Here is a 17111-nt window from a genome sequence, read left to right on the forward strand (position 1 = left end):
GAAATATTCTTGAGAAACCGGGGTGGTTCAGGAGAAGCAGACCTCCACGATCAGAGGACCGCTGGCTGTTTCAAAAGGAATGGCCAGTATGGCTGAAGACGATACGTGGCGGATGGAATGATTCTTACCGGTAATTACCGAAGGGATAGCCCCTTCGTAGTTCATGCCTATTTCAGAAAGCCCTTTCCTGGCCTGACCGCAGATCATGTTGGTCAGCTCCCCCACTGCATCTTCCACGTCATTGTTTATGGAAGAGAATTCTTCACCCAGCATGCTGTTCACAACGCCCAGGGCAGCTTCCTGAGTAAAAGTCAGGGACATGGTGCCTTTGCTTCGCCCTGTGGAGCTTGAAAAGCCGATCACTCCGGATATGTCCCCTCCGGCCCTGTTGTCCTTTTTCACAAACGCCGCTCCAGGTCTGGCCTCGGTCATGGCCATCGTCCCCAGCACATTGACCACTGACTCAGCAAATTTCTTAATCACCTGCTCAACTTTTTTGTCCATTAATCATCCAGCCTTGTAATATTTTATTTGGCAGACCCAGACCTGAGTAACATCCGGCTCCTTCAGTCCTTAGAACCGGGCCGGTCCTGGTTGATCTCTTCTGAATAACCGTTGTCCAGAGCCACCTGGACAGCCTTTAGATACTTACGCTGGCCATTCAGGCTGGCCATCTCGATCCTGAAATAGACCCGGCCGCCATTCAGCAACTACTCTGCTTAAAAACAACTTAAAGCCAAGTCAATAAAATAAAGACCGGGCCAGTGAATTATCCCCAAAAGCCCTGTCCTGGATTAATTTATGTCCTGGCCATTATTTCCTTTCTTGACCTAGGATTACCAATGAAATAATATTCATTTTTTTGTATTCTGGTCAGCAAGGTGTTTTAAACTTTATTTCAGGAGGCTGTTAAGGATGTTTAGGAAGCTCACTTTTCTGGTACTGGCTCTGCTGCTCTTTGCCAAACCGGTCCTGGCTGAAAAAATCGTATTTGCTGTGGACGCCACCTGGCCCCCCATGGAGATGATTGATGAAAACAGACAGATCGTTGGTTATTCCATTGATTACATGACTGCCGTAGGTCAGGAAGCAGGGTTCACCCCTGAATTCAGGAACACTGCCTGGGACGGAATCTTTGCCGGACTGGCTGCAGGCAATTACGATGCCATCTGTTCTTCTGTGAGCATTACTGAAGAACGGAAAAAGGCCATGGACTTCAGCATCCCCTACTATGAAGTCAAACAGGGACTCGTGGTCCCCAAAGACAGCGCTGCCAGGACCCTGGAAGACCTCAAAGGCAAGACCGTGGGTGCCCAGATCGGAACCACCGGTTACTTTGCCATTCAAAGAGTGTCCGGAGTCAACGCCCGCTCATATGATGAAATCGGTCTGGCCATGCAGGACCTTTACAATGGCCGCATTGACGGAGTGGTCTGCGATGACCCTGTTGCTGCCCAGTACGCCCTGAACGAACCCAGATTTTCAGAAAGACTCAAGCTGGTCTCGGTCATTGAATCTGATGATCCCGAATACTATGGAATTGCTGTCCAAAAAGGCAATGAAAGGGTCCTGGAACTGATCAACAAGGGAATCCAGGCTGTCAAGGACAAGGGAATCGAAGACGAACTCAAGGCCAAGTGGTTTGGTCTGTAAAAAAATGCCGGGACCGGAGTGGTGAATCACCTCTCCGGTCCCTTTTGCATTGCCGGTCCTTCTGGAGCCAGGTTTTGTCCGGTGGTTTTAAAAGTACGACAGCGGGACTTGGTGCTTCTGGAACCCGGACGGTCCCGGCCCATCCAGACTGGACAGCCACTATTCAATGTGAAACCCTAGTCTTTTTGACTGAAACCTGCGGCTCTCCCAGCTGGTCCAGACGGCGGTCCGCATCCATCAATCTGGACAAGCTGATCTTTTTTCAAGTCATGTCCGGGTCTGCCTGGTTCAGGATCTCGAACCTCAACCGGCCAAGACCCTCTGAATCAGGATCTGTTCGATATTGACCTACACAACCATTACCCAATGAACGATAATAAAATCAAAATCGAAGTCACAGACGGGGCAGCCATCCCTTCATCCAAGGACCGGGGCATGGTAAACGCCTGGAGGGTGACCTTTGTCGGAGCTGTATCCGCCATTATTTTCCTGATCCTGTACAAGCCCGATCCATACCTGCGGATTATCAAGTTTGTGCCCGACGGGATCCTGATAACCTTTCAGATTACCTCCCTGTCCATTATTCTGTCCCTGATAGTTGGACTCTTTACCGGCCTGGGCAGGCTGTCCAAAAACCCGGCAATAAACCTCATTGCCTCTGTCTATGTTGAGGTTATCAGGGGAATCCCTCTGCTGGTTCAGCTGTTTTATATTTACTATGCCCTGGGCACATTCTTCAGGGTTCATCCCTTTACAGCTGCAATCATAGCCATGACTGTCTGCTACGGGGCCTACATGGGCGAAGTGTTCCGGGCCGGCATCGAATCCATTGACAAGGGACAGACCGAAGCAGCAAGATCCCTGGGATTCAGCAAGTCCCAGACCATGTTCTATGTGATCATTCCCCAGGCCATGCGCACTATCCTGCCCCCAGTGGGCAACGAGTTCATAGCCCTTTTAAAAGACACTTCTCTGGTGTCCATCCTGGCTGTATCCGACCTGCTGCGCCGGGGCCGGGAATTTGCCACCCAGACCTTTGCCTATTTTGAAACCTATACCATGATCGCCCTCATCTATCTGATGATAACCCTGATCCTGTCGAAAATCGTCAGTATCCTGGAAGACAAGGTAAGGCCATATGACAGAAAATAGTCAGCCCATGATTCAGATCAACAATATTTTTAAATACTTCGGAAATATCCAGGCCTTGAGCAATGTTTCCCTGCAGGTGGCCAGGCGGGAAAAGGTGGTTATTATCGGCCCCAGCGGCTCTGGCAAGAGCACCCTGCTCAGGGCCATTAACAGGCTTGAGAGTGTTGACCGGGGTGAGATAATAATTGATGGTCAGAACATCACCGATAAAAGATGCGACATCAACAAGGTCCGGATGGAACTGGGGATGGTCTTTCAGAACTTCAATCTTTTTCCCCACAAGTCCGTGCTTCAAAACCTGACCATGGCCCCCATGAAACTGAAAAAGGTGCCCCCTCTCCAGGCCAGGGAAACGGCAATGTATCTTCTGGAAAAAGTCGGGATAAAAGACAAGGCTGCTGCTTATCCGGCTCAGCTTTCAGGGGGCCAGCAGCAGAGGGTGGCCATAGCCAGGGCTCTGGCCATGAATCCCAAAATAATGCTCTTTGATGAACCAACTTCAGCCCTGGATCCGGAGATGATTGGCGAAGTCCTGGAAGTCATGGTCAATCTGGCTCTGGAGGGAATGACCATGGTGGTGGTGACCCACGAAATGGGATTTGCCAGACAGGTGGCGGACAGGGTAGTATTCATGGATGAAGGAAAAGTCGTGGAAACCGGAACTCCTGAACATTTTTTTCAGAGTCCTGAACACCCCAGGACCAAAAAGTTTCTGAGCCAGATATTGTAAGCAGAAGCATCAACAGTGGATCAGAGTTGAAATGAAAGCTTTATGGGCACCCTGGCGGATAGAATACATCCTTGGCCCCAAGCCGGATGAATGCGTTTTCTGCCTCCCCCGGCACAGGGACGAGGACAGGCAGCGCCTGGTCCTGCACAGGGCTGAGCAGTGCTTTGTCATCATGAATAAATTTCCGTATAGTAACGCCCATATCATGGTTACCCCGTTCAGACATGTCCAGTGCATGACCGAACTCCAGGACCATGAGGTCCAGGAAATGATGCTCCTTATCAGATCCTGCACCAGGATTCTCAAGACAGCCTTTAACCCGCCGGGAATAAACATCGGCCTGAACATCGGTGAGGCAGCAGGGGCTGGAATAAAGGAACACCTTCATTTTCACCTGGTGCCCAGATGGGTGGGAGACCATTCTTTCATGGCCGTCATGAGTGAAACCATGGTCATACCCGAGCACCTGCAGTCAACTTACACCAAACTGAAACCATTTTTCAAAACCCTTACCACATAAAAGGAGCATTCCATGAAATACCTTAGAGTGGCCGCTCTGATTCTGCTGTTTTTCTTTTCCATGCTTTTCTTTGTCCAGAACCATGAACTCCTGTCCACCACGGTCAGACTTCACCTGGACCTGCTGGGAGCTGAATTCCAGAGCAGGGACATTCCTTATTATCTCATAGTGTTGCTGGCCTTTGTGGCTGGAGGATTCATCTCCCTTATCTATTTACTGGCCGAGAAAATCCGCCTGAGCGGAGAAATCAGGAAAAACCGGGCCAGAATCAAGGATCTGGAGGAAGAGGTTAACTCTCTGCGCAACATGCCTCTGGACAATGACAGCTTTGTCATGGACTCTCAGGAAAACGGAACCAGGCCCTAGGCCCCGGCCCTGGGCACCGCAGAAAAAAGGACTTCATGTTTCACTGGCTTCAAGGGCTTAAACGCCGCACCAGGGATGAAAAGAACTCCCTTCTTCAGTTCAGCGAAGGTTTCCTGCCTCCTTCCCAGGACACCTTTGCAGCCATTGGAGAACTGAGCCGGGTTGTCAGGAACAATCCGGATGCGGTTGAAATTTACCTGGCCCTGGGCAACCTGTTCCGATCCCAGGGCGAAATTGAAAGGGCAATTCAGATTCGGACCAATCTCATTGCCAGGCCGCAGCTCAACGAGCAGTTCAAGGCCAGGGCCTGGTTTGAGCTGGGCATTGACTTCAAACGGGCCGGAATCCTGGACCGGGCTCATGCCGCCCTGGAACAGGCCCATAGAATTACCGGCGATGATCCGGCCATTCTCAAGGAAATGGCCAGACTCTACGCTGACACCAACGATTTTGACCGGGCTGCCAAATACTACTCCCTGCTGGGCCAGCCCCTGGCCCAGGCCCATTACATGGTCAAAGACGCTGGCCAGGCCGCCCGGAACGGTGATGAAAATTCAGCCTACAGACTCATCCACAAGGCAATCAGAGTTTATCCCGGGTCAGTGGAAGCCTGGCTGGAAATCATCTGCCGGGACTATGAACTGGAACAATGGAACAACCTGCAGGCCAATCTGAAAAAGGCCCTGGAGCTGGTCAAGGATGATCTGCGTTTTGTTCTCCTGGAGGGTCTCTATCAGTTCATCCGAAAAAGGTCCCCGGATCAAGGGCATGACTTTATTAATGAGAATTGCTCAAGAATCATCGTGGAGACCTTGGGCAGCTTTGAGCAGAGCCTGATTTTCTGCTACTATTGCTCAATCTTTTTAAAAGAATCGGGCAAGATGGAACAAACCAGAGAGTGGCTGGAAAAATCTCTGGTCATGGACCCGGAATTCTGGCCGGCCAGGCTGGAAATCCTGGACATCACCCAGCAGGAACAGATCATGACCGAATCCTTCAAGACCCAGCTCGGTTTTTTCACCCGCAAGGCCAGGATGGTCAAAAGGTTTGTCTGCCGCAGATGCGGTCTTAAACGGGAACAGCTCTTTTATTTATGTCCCAGATGCTACAGCTGGCACTCCATTTCCTTCAGGACTCTTTTGAATGAATAAACCATACGGGCTGGCCAATTGGTCCTGCCCCGACTGCTTGACACCGGTTTGAATCCAATATGCCACCTACTGCCAAACCCTTCAGTCTGCCTCAGAACATCAAGCTGACTCCCATGCTGGAGCAGTATCTCCGGATTAAACAGGAAAACCCTGATGCCCTCCTCTTTTTCCGGATGGGAGATTTTTATGAGCTCTTTTTTGAAGACGCTGAAACTGCAGCCAGGGAGCTTCAGATTACCCTGACCTCCAGAAACCCGAATGCCCAGACCAGGGTGCCCATGTGCGGAGTACCCCACCACGCCTGCGATGAGTACTTAAGACAACTATTGGAAAAGGGTCACAAGGTGGCCATCTGCGACCAGGTCGAAGACCCCAGACAGGCCAAGGGCCTGGTCAAGAGGGCTGTGACCAGGATTCTGACTCCGGGTACAGTGGTCGAGGAATCAAGTCTTTCAGCCAAGGAACACAACTACCTGACCTCCCTGTACTGGGACCAGGACCAAAGCACCGGTGCCCTGTGCTGGGCTGACTTTTCCACTGGAGAATGGACCGGCCTTGAACTGAAAAACCTCCATGATATCTGGCAATGGATCTATAAGCTAAACCCCTCAGAAATCCTGGCACCTACAGGATTCACCCTGCCTGCTGTCCATGCCGGGCTCAAAAAGCGCTTCAACTTTGTTCCCCAGAACTCCTATTTTGATCAGAGATCCGGTGCTGAACTGATCCTCAGGGATCAGCAGGTCTCTTCCCTGGAAGTCCTGGACCTCCAGGACAAACCAGCCCTGATCAGGGCCTGCGGTGCAGTGCTCATGTATCTGATCCAGACCCACAAGGGCGATCTTGGACATATGGCCCCGTTCAGGCCCATGGTACCAGGCAGATATCTGAACCTGGACGAAGTTTCCATCCGAAACCTGGAAATATTCCGGAGTCTGAGCGGAGATAAAGGACCAGGTACACTGGTCCATGCCCTGGACAGCACCATCACCCCCATGGGCGGACGATACCTGGAAAAACGCCTGCAACAGCCCTGGAAGGAATCCGGGATAATCCGGGCCAACCAGGAAATGACAAATCTTTTCCTGACTTCGGATAGCCTGCGCAGTTCCCTGAGACAGAAGCTAAAAAAGACCTTTGACCTGGAAAGGATCTCAACCAGGATCACTCTGAACAGGTGTACGCCTAAAGATTTTGCCGCCCTTGGCCATTCTTTGAAGATCCTGCCGGAAATCAGGTCCATTCTGGAAAACTCCAGCCACCAGCCAGGTCTGCTGGAAAATCTGCTTGCAGACTGGGACGATCTGGAGGAACTTGAGACCACTCTGACCAGGGCCTTTCCGGACAATCCTCCCCACCTCATAACTGAAGGAGGTATTTTCAGACAGGGCTTTGATCCGGAACTGGACGAACTAATTGAACTCACCGACCACGGCCAGGCCAGACTCAAACAACTTTTGGAGACTGAACAGGACCAGAACAGCCTGCCCAAGCTCAAGCTCGGATTCAACAGGGTTTTTGGATATTATTTTGAACTGTCCAGGGCAGTTCAGGACAAGGTGCCTGATCATTTTGAACGCCGCCAGACCCTGGTTTCCAGTGAACGGTATGTCACAGCCCGGCTCAAGGAACTGGAAAACAGCCTGGTTACAGCCTCGGAAAAAAGAAAATCCCGGGAATACGACCTGTTCATGGACATGCGCCAATACGCAGCCGGTTACAACCAGAGGATCAAGGCCATGTCCACCTGCCTGGCCAGGCTGGACTTCTGGCAGGGCCTGGCTGAAACCGCCAGGGCCAATAACTGGTCCAGGCCGGAACTGTCCACTGACCTGGGCATCAGCATCAAGGCCGGCAGACATCCGTCCATTGAAGCCATTCAGGGCCGGTCAGGATACGTTCCCAACGACCTGGAACTGACTGATGAGGGCCGGATGCTTCTCATCACCGGGCCCAACATGGCCGGTAAATCCACGGTACTCAGGCAGACGGCCATCATCTGCATCCTGGCCCAGATGGGTTCCTTTGTCCCGGCCAGGGAAGCCCGGATCGGCCTTTGCGACCGGATCTTCTGCAGGGTGGGAGCCTCGGACAACCTGGCCCGGGGCCAGAGCACTTTTATGGTGGAAATGACCGAGACGGCCCGTATCCTGCGTCAGGCCACCAAAAAAAGCCTGATCATCCTGGATGAAATCGGCCGGGGCACCAGCACCTTTGACGGCCTGGCTCTGGCCTGGGCCATAGTGGAGGAACTGACCGGAAAGCATGGAGGAATCAGGACCCTGTTCGCCACCCATTATCATGAACTCACGGTCCTGGATCAGAATATTGCCTGCCTGAAAAACTTCAATATCGCTGTCAAGGAATGGAAGGGAGACATCGTCTTTTTGCGTCGCCTGGTGCCTGGGCCGGCAGACAAGAGCTATGGGATCGAGGTGGCCAGGCTGGCTGGAGTTCCGAACCGGGTTGTCCAGCGGGCCGGAGAAATCCTGACCCATCTGGAAAGACAGCGGGACAGAAAACCGGTCCTGGTGGAAAACCGGCCCTCACTTCTAGGCCTCTCTAGAACCCCAAAGGCCCGAATAGAGCCTGAAAAAAAACAGGATCAGCTGGCCCAGGAGCTGAAAATAATGAACCTGGACTCCATGACCCCCATGCAGGCCCTGACCACTCTGCATGAATGGAAATCCAGACTGGAGCAGAAATGAAAAAAGTAATCTGTCTGATGATCCTGGCTGTGGCTTTGGGAACCATGGGCTGCGGCAAGAAGGTCTGGCCCGAACCAGATGCAGACCAGGAAAAATTCAACCTGGCCATTATTGATTACAAAGCTGATTCCACCTGCCTGGAAATCACTGCCCAACTCACCGGGAACCACCGCAATCTGGCCCGGGTGGTCCTGGAGCTGGAGGCATCTGATGTCCCATGTCCCACCTGCCCTTTCCTGATTACTGATTCGGTCTACCTGGAGCCGGGTTCCCCGGCCATGGACAGGTCTGAAAACAGGGTAAATATCACCCATTGCGGACTTGACCCTGACAAGCACTACAGGGCAAGGTTAAGGGCAGGCAATGTGTATCCCGCCATCCGGGAAACCCTGTCAGGGGTGATTACCATTGTCAGATGATCAGTCACTTTAAAAACCTTATCAACAATTTCAAATAGTTTTTCTGGAGAAAAAATGCACCACTTTGAGTACAGAGACGGACAGTTATTTGCAGAGGATATCAGTATCAAGGACCTGGTCAAGGAATTCGACACTCCGCTGTATGTTTATTCGGCCAGGACGCTTAGACGACATTTCCAGGCCTTTGACTCGGCCTTTGAAGGCATCAGCCATTTGACCTGCTATTCAGTCAAGGCCAATTCCAACCTGTGCGTGCTTAAAATGCTGTCTGAAATGGGTTCGGGCATGGATATTGTATCCGGCGGAGAGCTCTTCCGAGCCCTCAAGGCCGGGGTGGACCCCCGGAAAATCGTCTACTCCGGAGTAGGTAAAAGAGAGCATGAAATCAGGGAGGCCCTGATTGCCGGAATCCTGATGTTCAACGTGGAATCAAGACAGGAACTGGAAAAGATCAACCAGGTGGCCGGTGAGATGGACATGAAGGCCAGGATCAGCCTGCGCATCAACCCGGATGTCGATCCCCAGACCCATCCATACATTTCCACTGGTCTGAAAAAAAACAAATTCGGTCTGGACCTGGAACAGGCCCTGGAATCCTACAAGCTGGCCAGGGACCTGCCCCATATTGAGCCCGTAGGGATAGACTGCCATATCGGGTCCCAGCTGACCAGTATCGAACCTTTTATCGAAGCCCTGAACAGGATCAAAAAATTCCACTCCCGGCTGGCCGGTCTGGGCATTGCAATCAAATACCTGGACCTGGGTGGAGGCCTTGGTATAACCTATGACGAGGAAACTCCTCCCCATCCAGTGGAATTCGGAAAGGCTGTAAAAGAAGGCCTCCAGGGTTTGGATCTGACTTTGATTCTGGAACCCGGAAGGGTCATCGCTGGAAACGCCGGGATCCTGGTCACCAGGGTTCTCTATACCAAGCAATCACCTTCCAAAAACTTCATCATCGTGGACGCGGCCATGAACGATCTGGTCCGGCCTTCACTTTACGGCTCTTTTCACCGCATTGACTGCGTGGACCAGAAAGACGCCCCTGCCTACAAGGCCGACGTGGTGGGTCCCATCTGTGAGACCGGGGATTTCCTGGCCCAGGACAGGGAAATCAGACAGGTTGAACAGGATGAACTCCTGGCTGTCTTCTCAGCCGGGGCCTACGGCTTTACCATGTCTTCCCAGTATAATTCCAGGCCCAGAGGTGCTGAAGTAATGGTGGACGGAGACAAGGTCACCCTGGCCCGGCGCAGGGAAGTCTACTTCGACTTGGTGGACCTGGAAGAGCAATGCTTCTAACAGACCGCCCTTTAGACCTTCAAAACCTTTGATGCGGCTTTAGCAGTAAATTCTGAAAAAATATTCCTGAATGGATAAAGCAGCCCGGCACTTTTCCGGGCTAGTCCACATCCCAGGAATGGAGATATTCCGAACCAGACCCACAATAAGGGGCATTAATGAAGCTGAACGAACACAACAGCAAGGTTCTTTTGTCCAGATCCGGAATCCCGGCTCCCCAGGGTGATCTCCTGGATCTGAGCCAGGTTGAGAATTATTCACCTGCCTTCCCCTTTCCCGTGGTGGTCAAGGCCCAGGTCCTGTCCGGAGGCCGAGGTAAGGCCGGAGGGGTCAAACTGGCCGCAAATCCGGAAGAATTAAAAACCACTGCCCAGCAGATCCTCGGGCTGACCATCAAGGAGGAAAGAGTCCCCTTTGTCCGGGTGGAACCGGCTGCAGACATCCAAAGGGAAATATATCTGTCCATTTCCCTGGTCCGGGCCACAGGCAGATTTGCCCTGACCATAGGCCGGGAAGGCGGAGTTGATATTGAATCGTCAGGCCCGGACAACCTGCTGATCATGGATGTTGACCCATTAATCGGACTCTGCCAGCACCAGGTCCGCCAGGGCTTCTTCCATCTCGGCCTGGAAAAATCCCTGCTCAAGCCCTGGGCTGAACTGGTCAACAACCTCTTTCAAGCAGTATGTAAGCATCGCCTGCTCCTGGCTGAGATAAACCCCCTGATTCTGACCAGCAAAGGAGATCTGGAAGCCCTGGACGGCAAGGTGGAGATTGACGACAATTTTGCCGATCTCCATCCTGATTTGAATGAATTCTTTGAGCCCAGACATTTTGGGCCGGAAGAAAACGCTGCCAGAAAGGCGGGGCTCAGCTACCACAAGCTCCATGGTTCAGTGGGCCTTATGGTTAATGGCGCTGGGCTGGCCATGGCCACCATGGATCTGCTGAACTTTTCCGGTCTGCCGGTCGCCAACTTTCTGGATCTGGGCGGAGGGGCCGACCAGGAAAGAATGGGCAAGGCCCTGGAGATCCTGTTTCTGGATGATTCAGCCAGGACCATATTCATTAATATCTTCGGTGGAATTTTGTCCTGCGAAAAAGTGGCTCTGGCTCTTTCCGGAGCCCTGAAAGGCCAGGACCCACCCAAACCCATGGTGGTCAGATTTTCGGGATTCAAGTCCAAAGAGGCTGGAGAAATCATCCGCTCCTTGAATTCCAGGGACATCCATGCGGTGGACGACCTGACCAGTGCAGTTGATGCCCTGAAAAAGATCAGCCCTGATCAGGCTGACCTTCCAGAATTCAAGCGCATTGAACTTTCCGGGGAGTCAAGCCCTGTTCTTACCAGAACTTTGGGCCAAGACCTGCCCTTCCCCATAAACAGGGAAACCAGGGTCCTGGTTCAGGGCATCACCGGCCGGGAAGGGAGCCTGCATACCAGGGAAATGCTGAGCTACGGAACCAGGATCGTTGCCGGAGTTACTCCATTCAAGGGCGGAACTGAGGTCCAGGGAGTGCCGGTCTACAACACGGTGAGCGCTGCCTGTGCACAACACCGGATAGAGGCCAGCATCATCTTTGTTCCAGCCGCATTCGCTGCAGACGCCATCCTGGAGGCCGTTTCCTGCTCCATTCCCTGGATTGTCTGCATTACCGAAGGCATCCCTCAGCAGGACATGGCCAGAATTCTTCCTGCAGTAAGATGCTCAAATTCCAGACTTATCGGTCCCAACACTCCTGGTATCATTGTGCCCGGTCAGACCAAGATAGGGATCATGCCCGGGTCCGTATTCACCCCAGGACCAGTGGCTGTCCTGTCCAGGAGCGGTACCCTGACTTATGAATGCGTGCATCGGCTCAGCCGGGCCGGAATCGGCCAGAGCCTGTGCGCAGGCATTGGCGGAGACCCCTTTATCGGCCAGGACTTCATTGACATCTGCCGGTTACTTCATGACGATCCAGCCTGCAAGGCCCTGCTCATCCTGGGGGAGATCGGAGGAACAGCAGAGGAAGACCTGGGCAGGGAACTCAAAAAATCAAGGTTCAACAGACCGGTCCTGGGTTTCATAGCCGGACAGACCGCACCTCCGGGCAAACGTCTGGGGCATGCCGGGGCCATCCTGGACCCGTCTGGCGGAGGAATCAGGACCAAGCTTGAAGCCATGCACCGTTCCGGGATGATCATCTGCCCGGATCTGGCTTCCATTCCAGAGCTGGTGAGCCGGGCCCTGGCCGACAGACAGACATTTTGACAACCGGGTCTTTTAAAAAATGATCCCGGATATCCCAAGTTTTTTCAGATGAGGCAGGTATGCGGGGAATCAGGATAATCCAGGTGGGCAAGGTTCGAAAGGGATTTTGCAGAGAGGCCCTTGGCCACTACCTGCAAAAAATAACGCCCTATATTCAGGTCCAACTGGTCACTGTCAAGGATGCCAGAAACGGGGACAGACATCAGAAAATGGAGACTGAAGCCAGGGCCATCCTGGACCGGCTCACCCCCCAGGACCTGTTGGTGGTCCTGGATGAACAGGGCAAGGCCATGACCTCCAGAAAATTTTCAGCCAGGCTCCAGGCCTGGGATGAAGACCCTGGGCGCCGGCCCTGCTTTGTAGTGGGCGGAGCATGGGGCCTGTCCGACACGGTCAGGTCAAAAGCCGACCAGCTCATGGGGCTGGGACCCATGACCCTGCCCCATGAGCTGGCCGCAGTAGTCCTTTTGGAACAGATCTACCGAGCCCAGACCATACTCCATGGTCATCCCTATCATCATTAAGTTCTGTCTTGCCGGACTGAACAGTACAGGTAAACAGCATAAACAAGCTTCGGTAAAAACAGCCCGGTCATTCAACCATGCTCAATAATGATTCAACTCTGATCATCACTGGAGCCTCCATGGGCATAGGCCGGGCCCTGGCCCTTGGTCTGGCCGGACTTGGAGTCAACCTCGTTCTTAATGCCAGAACCAGAGATCTTCTTGATCAGACTGCTTTTCAATGTTCAAAACAAGGAGTAACGGCCAGGGCCGTGTGCGGGGACATTTCCCGGCCGGAAACTGCAGTCTGCTGCGTTGAAAAGGCCCGTGAGTCCGGCAGGTTGACCGGCTTTATCCATGCTGCCGGCCTGCTCAATCCAGGTCCATATATCTGGGAGCTGGGCTACCAAGAGTTCTCAGGAGTGTTTGACGTAAATGTCCTGGCTTCTTTCACTTTGATCAGGGAGGTAGTCCCGCTGCTCATCCCGGCAGGACAGGGCCTGGCCGTGTTCATTGGTTCAGGTGCAGCTGAAATCACCCAGCCGGGCATTGCTGCTTATTGTGCTGCCAAATCTGCCCAGGAGCATCTTGCCAGGCAGCTGGCCGCAGAAACCAGGGCAGTGACATGTTTTGTCTACAGGCCGGGGATTGTGGAAACCAGGATGCAGGAACAGGCCAGACAGGCCCGGGGCGGCGGCGCCCGGGAACTGCACCGGGTATTCAGACCCTGGAAGGAAAAAGGACAGCTCCTGAGCCCTGAACAATCAGCTCAAGGGCTGATCAATATCCTGAAAAACAACCCTCACAAACATCATGGTAAAACCGTGACCTGGACCCCCTGACTGCTCCAGGCCTGCAGGGTCATCCTCAGACATCAGAAAACTGCTTGGCCACCATTATCTCCAGGATGGTCCGGTCGGTCTCGATCATCCCCTCTGTGGCCAGTGTCCCCATGTTGCGCATGGTATCCTCGGAAGAACGCCCGATAATCCCGTCTGTGTCCTGCACATTTACCCCGTGTAAAGAAAACAGGGCCGCCTGGACCGCTGTTCCGGCTGCTGTTGCCAGCTTCAGGGCACACCCGGTTTTGGCGCCGTCGCAGATCACTCCAGCCAGATCTTCCATCAGATTCTTGATGGAGCCGGCAATATGTCTGGCATCGCCCCCCAGCAGAAAAGTTATGCCTGCTGTGGCTCCGGAGCCGGCTGCCACGGAACAGCCGCAAATGGCGGACAGTCTGCCGGTGTGAGCCTTTACATACGCTGTAACAATATGGGACAAAGCAATGGCTTCCAGGACCGTATTCTGGGGCAGACCAGACACATAATCCTTTACCGCCCAGATAGGAAGCACTGCTGTCAACCCGTGATTACCTGAACCGGCTGAACTCATGGCTGGCAGGGGAACTCCGGACATCCGGGCATCAGCTGCAGCAGAAGTAAGAATCCGGGCAGACAGGATCATGTCCTTTTGAATCAATCCCTGGCGGAACAGACGCTCCAGGGTCTTACCCACCCCCAGGCCCAGACCGTACTTCAGGCCCTGCTGAGCCAGACGCAGATTGACATCAACTCCTTGTTGCAGAAAGTCAAAATCCTCATCATCCAGGTTGTCAGTCAGAGCCAGAAGATCGGTTAAAGAAAGTTTTTTCAGCCACTCATCCATTTGATCCAGGGGGTTATCCTTGCTGCCTGTATCTTCCCGGATCAGGGGACTTGAGACGGCTTTTCCGTTCAGCTTCAGATCAGTGATATTATCATGCAGTCCCTGGATGATGGATTCTGCCCTATCCTGCCCTCTGGTGATCATGGTCCGCACATACAGACCCCGACGGTCTTTGAGCAGGTTCACCTTTATCCGGCCAGCCTGAATCATGCGCTGGGCCTCTGCAACGTGGTCCTGGGTCAACGGCTGCAGAACTTCCAGCCCCAGATCCGGATCACCACCCAGGGCACCCAGGGAAGCAGCCATGTCCAGGCCGGACAGCCCCCCGGCCCCGGGGATGGAAACTGCCAGTCCGTTTTTATACACATTGGGGTCCAGCCATAACTCTATAGAATCAAAAAACTTGTCCGGAAGCAGGGATATGGCGGCAGCAGCACCCAAAGCAACAGCTGCCGGTTCAGTACACCCAAGGGCAGGAGAAACCTGAGCCTGGAGGACATCTTTGACTGAATAATCCATGGTGGTCCTCTCTCAAAAAAAACATATTATAAAACAGGACGGTTCAAACCCAGGTAACCATCCTATCTTTTGCCCCAAAAATCAATCAGGTAATAATGACCAGGGCCCTGATTTAAAACAGCTTCCCCCTGTGATTAGACCTTGCATTCAAGGCTGCCCTGGGGCATGTTTTTATAAAAGATGGAAATACCTGAAGTTATGAATGACCTGGTCTTAACATCGCCAAATTAGCTGGCCTGATCAACTGTAAATCCAGATCCGAATATTTTTTGACCCAGCTGGTCAACCGGTTTGAACAAGGAGAAAATACCGATGCCCAAAGTCCTGATTTTTTCTATGGTTATTGCCATGCTGGCCATTTCTTCACCCGCCCTGTGCTGCACCACTACCCTGACCGGCAAGGACGCTTCAGCCGACGGATCAGTTATGATCTCCCACACTGACGACGGACTGGTTGATGCACGGCTGGTGCATGTTCCGGCCATGGACCATCCTGAAGGTGCCCTGCGCCCTGTCTACTATGACCTGGCCGCCATGGGCTACCTGCCTGAATGGGGAGGTTCAGAGCAGCACCGCCTGATAACCGATACCAGGGGCCCGGGGTATGACATCCAGGGAGAGCCGCCCAGCATCCCCTTGGGATATATTCCCCAGGTTGCCCATACTTATGCCTATATTGACGCCAATTATGGTGTAATGAATGAACATCAGGTGGCCATAGGGGAATGCACCAATAAGGCCAGGGTACATCCCATGCCTGCGCCGGGCAAAAGAATTTTTTATTCAGCAGAATTGTCCAGGGTGGCTCTAGAGCGGAGCAGGACTGCCAGGGAAGCAGTGGAGCTCATGGGGCAGCTCATTGAAACCTACGGCTATTACGGAACCGGAGAAACCCTTCTGGTGGCCGATCCCAATGAAGGCTGGGTCATGGAAATGGCCGGTTATGACCTCAACGGCACCAGCGGTGTCTGGGTGGCCAAACGGGTCCCGGATGACGGATTCTTTGTGGCTGCCAACCAGTTCAGGATCAGGGAAATCCAGGAGAATAACCCGGACATGCTCTATTCTGGCAATATTTTTACAGCTGCCCAGTCCAAAGGGTGGTGGAAACCAGAAGACGGTCCCCTGGACTGGGCCAGGGTTTATGGAGACGGTGAATTTCATCATCCATACTATTCCCTGCGCAGAGTGTGGCGGGCCCAGTCCCTGGTGGCACCATCCCTTGATCTGCCGGCATGGGTGGATGGACCCTTTACCAAAGAATATCCATTTGCAGTCAGGCCTGACCAGAAACTCACCCCCCAGGACATCATGGCCATCCACCGGGACAATTATGAAGGTACGGAGTTTGATCTGACCAAAGGGCTGGCAGCCGGACCCTTTGGCAACCCCAACCGTTTTGAAGGCGGACCTGAAATCACTATGGACGATGAAGGTGAAGTCTCCAGGCTTGAAGGTCAGTTTGAGCGTCCTTTGAACGTATTCCGCTGTGTATACGCCTATGTGACTCAATCCAGGAACTGGCTGCCCGGTCCCATCGGGGCCAAGGTCTGGTACGGGGCTGACCGTCCGGCCACTTCAGCCATGATGCCCCTTTATCCTGGCGGTTCCTATCTGCCGGAGTCCGTCCAGAGGGCCAGCATCCTGCAGTTCGATCGGGGCAGCATGTGGATGGCATTCAACTATGTGGCCAATTATGCCATGCTCAAATACTCGTACATGATCGAGGACATCAGAAGCGAGCAGAAGCGCTTTGAAGCAAGGGTCTTTGGAGAACAGCAGTCAGTGGAGGCAGCAGCCCTGGAACTCTGGACAGCCGGTGATGAACAGGGGGCCAGAGCCCTGCTTGCTGAATATTCCCAAACCACTGCCTGGGAAATACTTGATACCTGGTGGAGATTGTCGGAGCATCTTTATGTCAAGTACAATGACGGATACATAAATACTCCTGCGGCCATTGCCCAGCCAGTCCCCTATCCAGCCTGGTGGCTCAAGGCTGTAGGGTACGAAGACGGTCCGGTTTCATACCATAAGCCTGAAAACAGGAATTGAAAAAGCCTGATGCTGTTTCAAGGCGGTTTCAGGATTTCCTGAAACCGCTGGCCAGGCAGCTGTGCTTGTTTATATTCTCAAACAGGCAGCCACAATTACGGCTGAGTCAGAAATAA

Annotated in this window: 16 protein-coding genes; 13 read left to right on the forward strand and 3 right to left on the reverse strand. The window is 53.1% G+C overall.

Features of this window, described 5'->3' with window-relative positions:
* Positions 1–27: 27 nt before the first annotated feature.
* A complete protein-coding gene (locus P771_RS0108260; protein WP_028574775.1) occupies positions 28–504 on the reverse strand; it encodes a chemotaxis protein CheX in 477 nt (158 codons plus the stop codon).
* A gap of 62 nt (positions 505–566) precedes the next feature.
* The gene (locus P771_RS18900; RefSeq protein ID WP_153304078.1) at positions 567–710 is read right to left on the reverse strand and encodes a hypothetical protein; all 144 of its coding nucleotides are present in this window, start codon (positions 708–710) and stop codon (positions 567–569) included.
* Between the two features lie 205 nt (positions 711–915).
* Here P771_RS18900 and P771_RS0108270 point away from each other — a divergent pair, with 205 nt between their 5' ends.
* The 12 genes from P771_RS0108270 to P771_RS0108330 all read left to right on the forward strand — a co-directional run bounded on the left by P771_RS0108270 (position 916) and on the right by P771_RS0108330 (position 13601).
* Positions 916–1653 carry a basic amino acid ABC transporter substrate-binding protein gene (locus tag P771_RS0108270; protein WP_028574776.1) on the forward strand — a complete coding sequence of 246 codons (738 nt, stop codon included), beginning with the start codon at positions 916–918 and terminating at the stop codon, positions 1651–1653.
* A 366-nt stretch (positions 1654–2019) separates the two neighbouring features.
* Positions 2020–2805 carry an amino acid ABC transporter permease gene (locus P771_RS0108280; RefSeq protein WP_028574778.1) on the forward strand — a complete coding sequence of 262 codons (786 nt, stop codon included), beginning with the start codon at positions 2020–2022 and terminating at the stop codon, positions 2803–2805.
* Positions 2792–3535, forward strand: coding sequence for an amino acid ABC transporter ATP-binding protein (locus tag P771_RS0108285; RefSeq protein ID WP_028574779.1), 744 nt, complete (start codon positions 2792–2794; stop codon positions 3533–3535). The genes P771_RS0108280 and P771_RS0108285 overlap by 14 nt, the downstream gene beginning before the upstream one ends.
* A gap of 31 nt (positions 3536–3566) precedes the next feature.
* Complete coding sequence (locus P771_RS0108290) at positions 3567–4055, forward strand: HIT family protein (RefSeq protein ID WP_028574780.1); 489 nt, start codon at positions 3567–3569, stop codon at positions 4053–4055.
* 12 nt (positions 4056–4067) lie between these two features.
* A complete protein-coding gene (locus tag P771_RS0108295) occupies positions 4068–4421 on the forward strand; it encodes a lipopolysaccharide assembly protein LapA domain-containing protein (protein ID WP_028574781.1) in 354 nt (117 codons plus the stop codon).
* Between the two features lie 35 nt (positions 4422–4456).
* The gene (locus tag P771_RS0108300) at positions 4457–5572 is read left to right on the forward strand and encodes a tetratricopeptide repeat protein (RefSeq protein WP_028574782.1); all 1116 of its coding nucleotides are present in this window, start codon (positions 4457–4459) and stop codon (positions 5570–5572) included.
* 59 nt (positions 5573–5631) lie between these two features.
* Positions 5632–8280: a DNA mismatch repair protein MutS gene (mutS, locus tag P771_RS0108305; protein ID WP_051617213.1), complete on the forward strand. Its 2649-nt coding sequence runs from the start codon at positions 5632–5634 to the stop codon at positions 8278–8280.
* A complete protein-coding gene (locus tag P771_RS18300) occupies positions 8277–8699 on the forward strand; it encodes a hypothetical protein (RefSeq protein ID WP_051617214.1) in 423 nt (140 codons plus the stop codon). The genes mutS and P771_RS18300 overlap by 4 nt, the downstream gene beginning before the upstream one ends.
* Positions 8700–8753: 54 nt before the next feature.
* On the forward strand, positions 8754–10001 hold the full coding sequence (lysA, locus tag P771_RS0108315; RefSeq protein ID WP_028574784.1) for a diaminopimelate decarboxylase: 1248 nt from the start codon (positions 8754–8756) through the stop codon (positions 9999–10001).
* A 158-nt stretch (positions 10002–10159) separates the two neighbouring features.
* A complete protein-coding gene (gene sucD, locus P771_RS0108320) occupies positions 10160–12256 on the forward strand; it encodes a succinate--CoA ligase subunit alpha (RefSeq protein ID WP_028574785.1) in 2097 nt (698 codons plus the stop codon).
* Between the two features lie 59 nt (positions 12257–12315).
* Entirely contained in the window at positions 12316–12780 is a 465-nt protein-coding gene (locus P771_RS0108325; protein ID WP_028574786.1) for a 23S rRNA (pseudouridine(1915)-N(3))-methyltransferase RlmH, read from the forward strand.
* Between the two features lie 77 nt (positions 12781–12857).
* Positions 12858–13601, forward strand: coding sequence for an SDR family NAD(P)-dependent oxidoreductase (locus tag P771_RS0108330; RefSeq protein ID WP_028574787.1), 744 nt, complete (start codon positions 12858–12860; stop codon positions 13599–13601).
* A gap of 25 nt (positions 13602–13626) precedes the next feature.
* Here P771_RS0108330 and P771_RS0108335 read toward each other — a convergent pair whose 3' ends face one another.
* Complete coding sequence (locus P771_RS0108335) at positions 13627–14943, reverse strand: L-cysteine desulfidase family protein (protein WP_028574788.1); 1317 nt, start codon at positions 14941–14943, stop codon at positions 13627–13629.
* Between the two features lie 312 nt (positions 14944–15255).
* Between P771_RS0108335 and P771_RS0108340 the strand changes: the two genes are divergently transcribed.
* The gene (locus P771_RS0108340) at positions 15256–16995 is read left to right on the forward strand and encodes a dipeptidase (RefSeq protein ID WP_028574789.1); all 1740 of its coding nucleotides are present in this window, start codon (positions 15256–15258) and stop codon (positions 16993–16995) included.
* The last annotated feature ends 116 nt before the right edge of the window (positions 16996–17111 follow it).

The organism is Desulfonatronovibrio hydrogenovorans DSM 9292 (genome assembly GCF_000686525.1).
Taxonomy (GTDB): domain Bacteria; phylum Desulfobacterota; class Desulfovibrionia; order Desulfovibrionales; family Desulfonatronovibrionaceae; genus Desulfonatronovibrio; species Desulfonatronovibrio hydrogenovorans.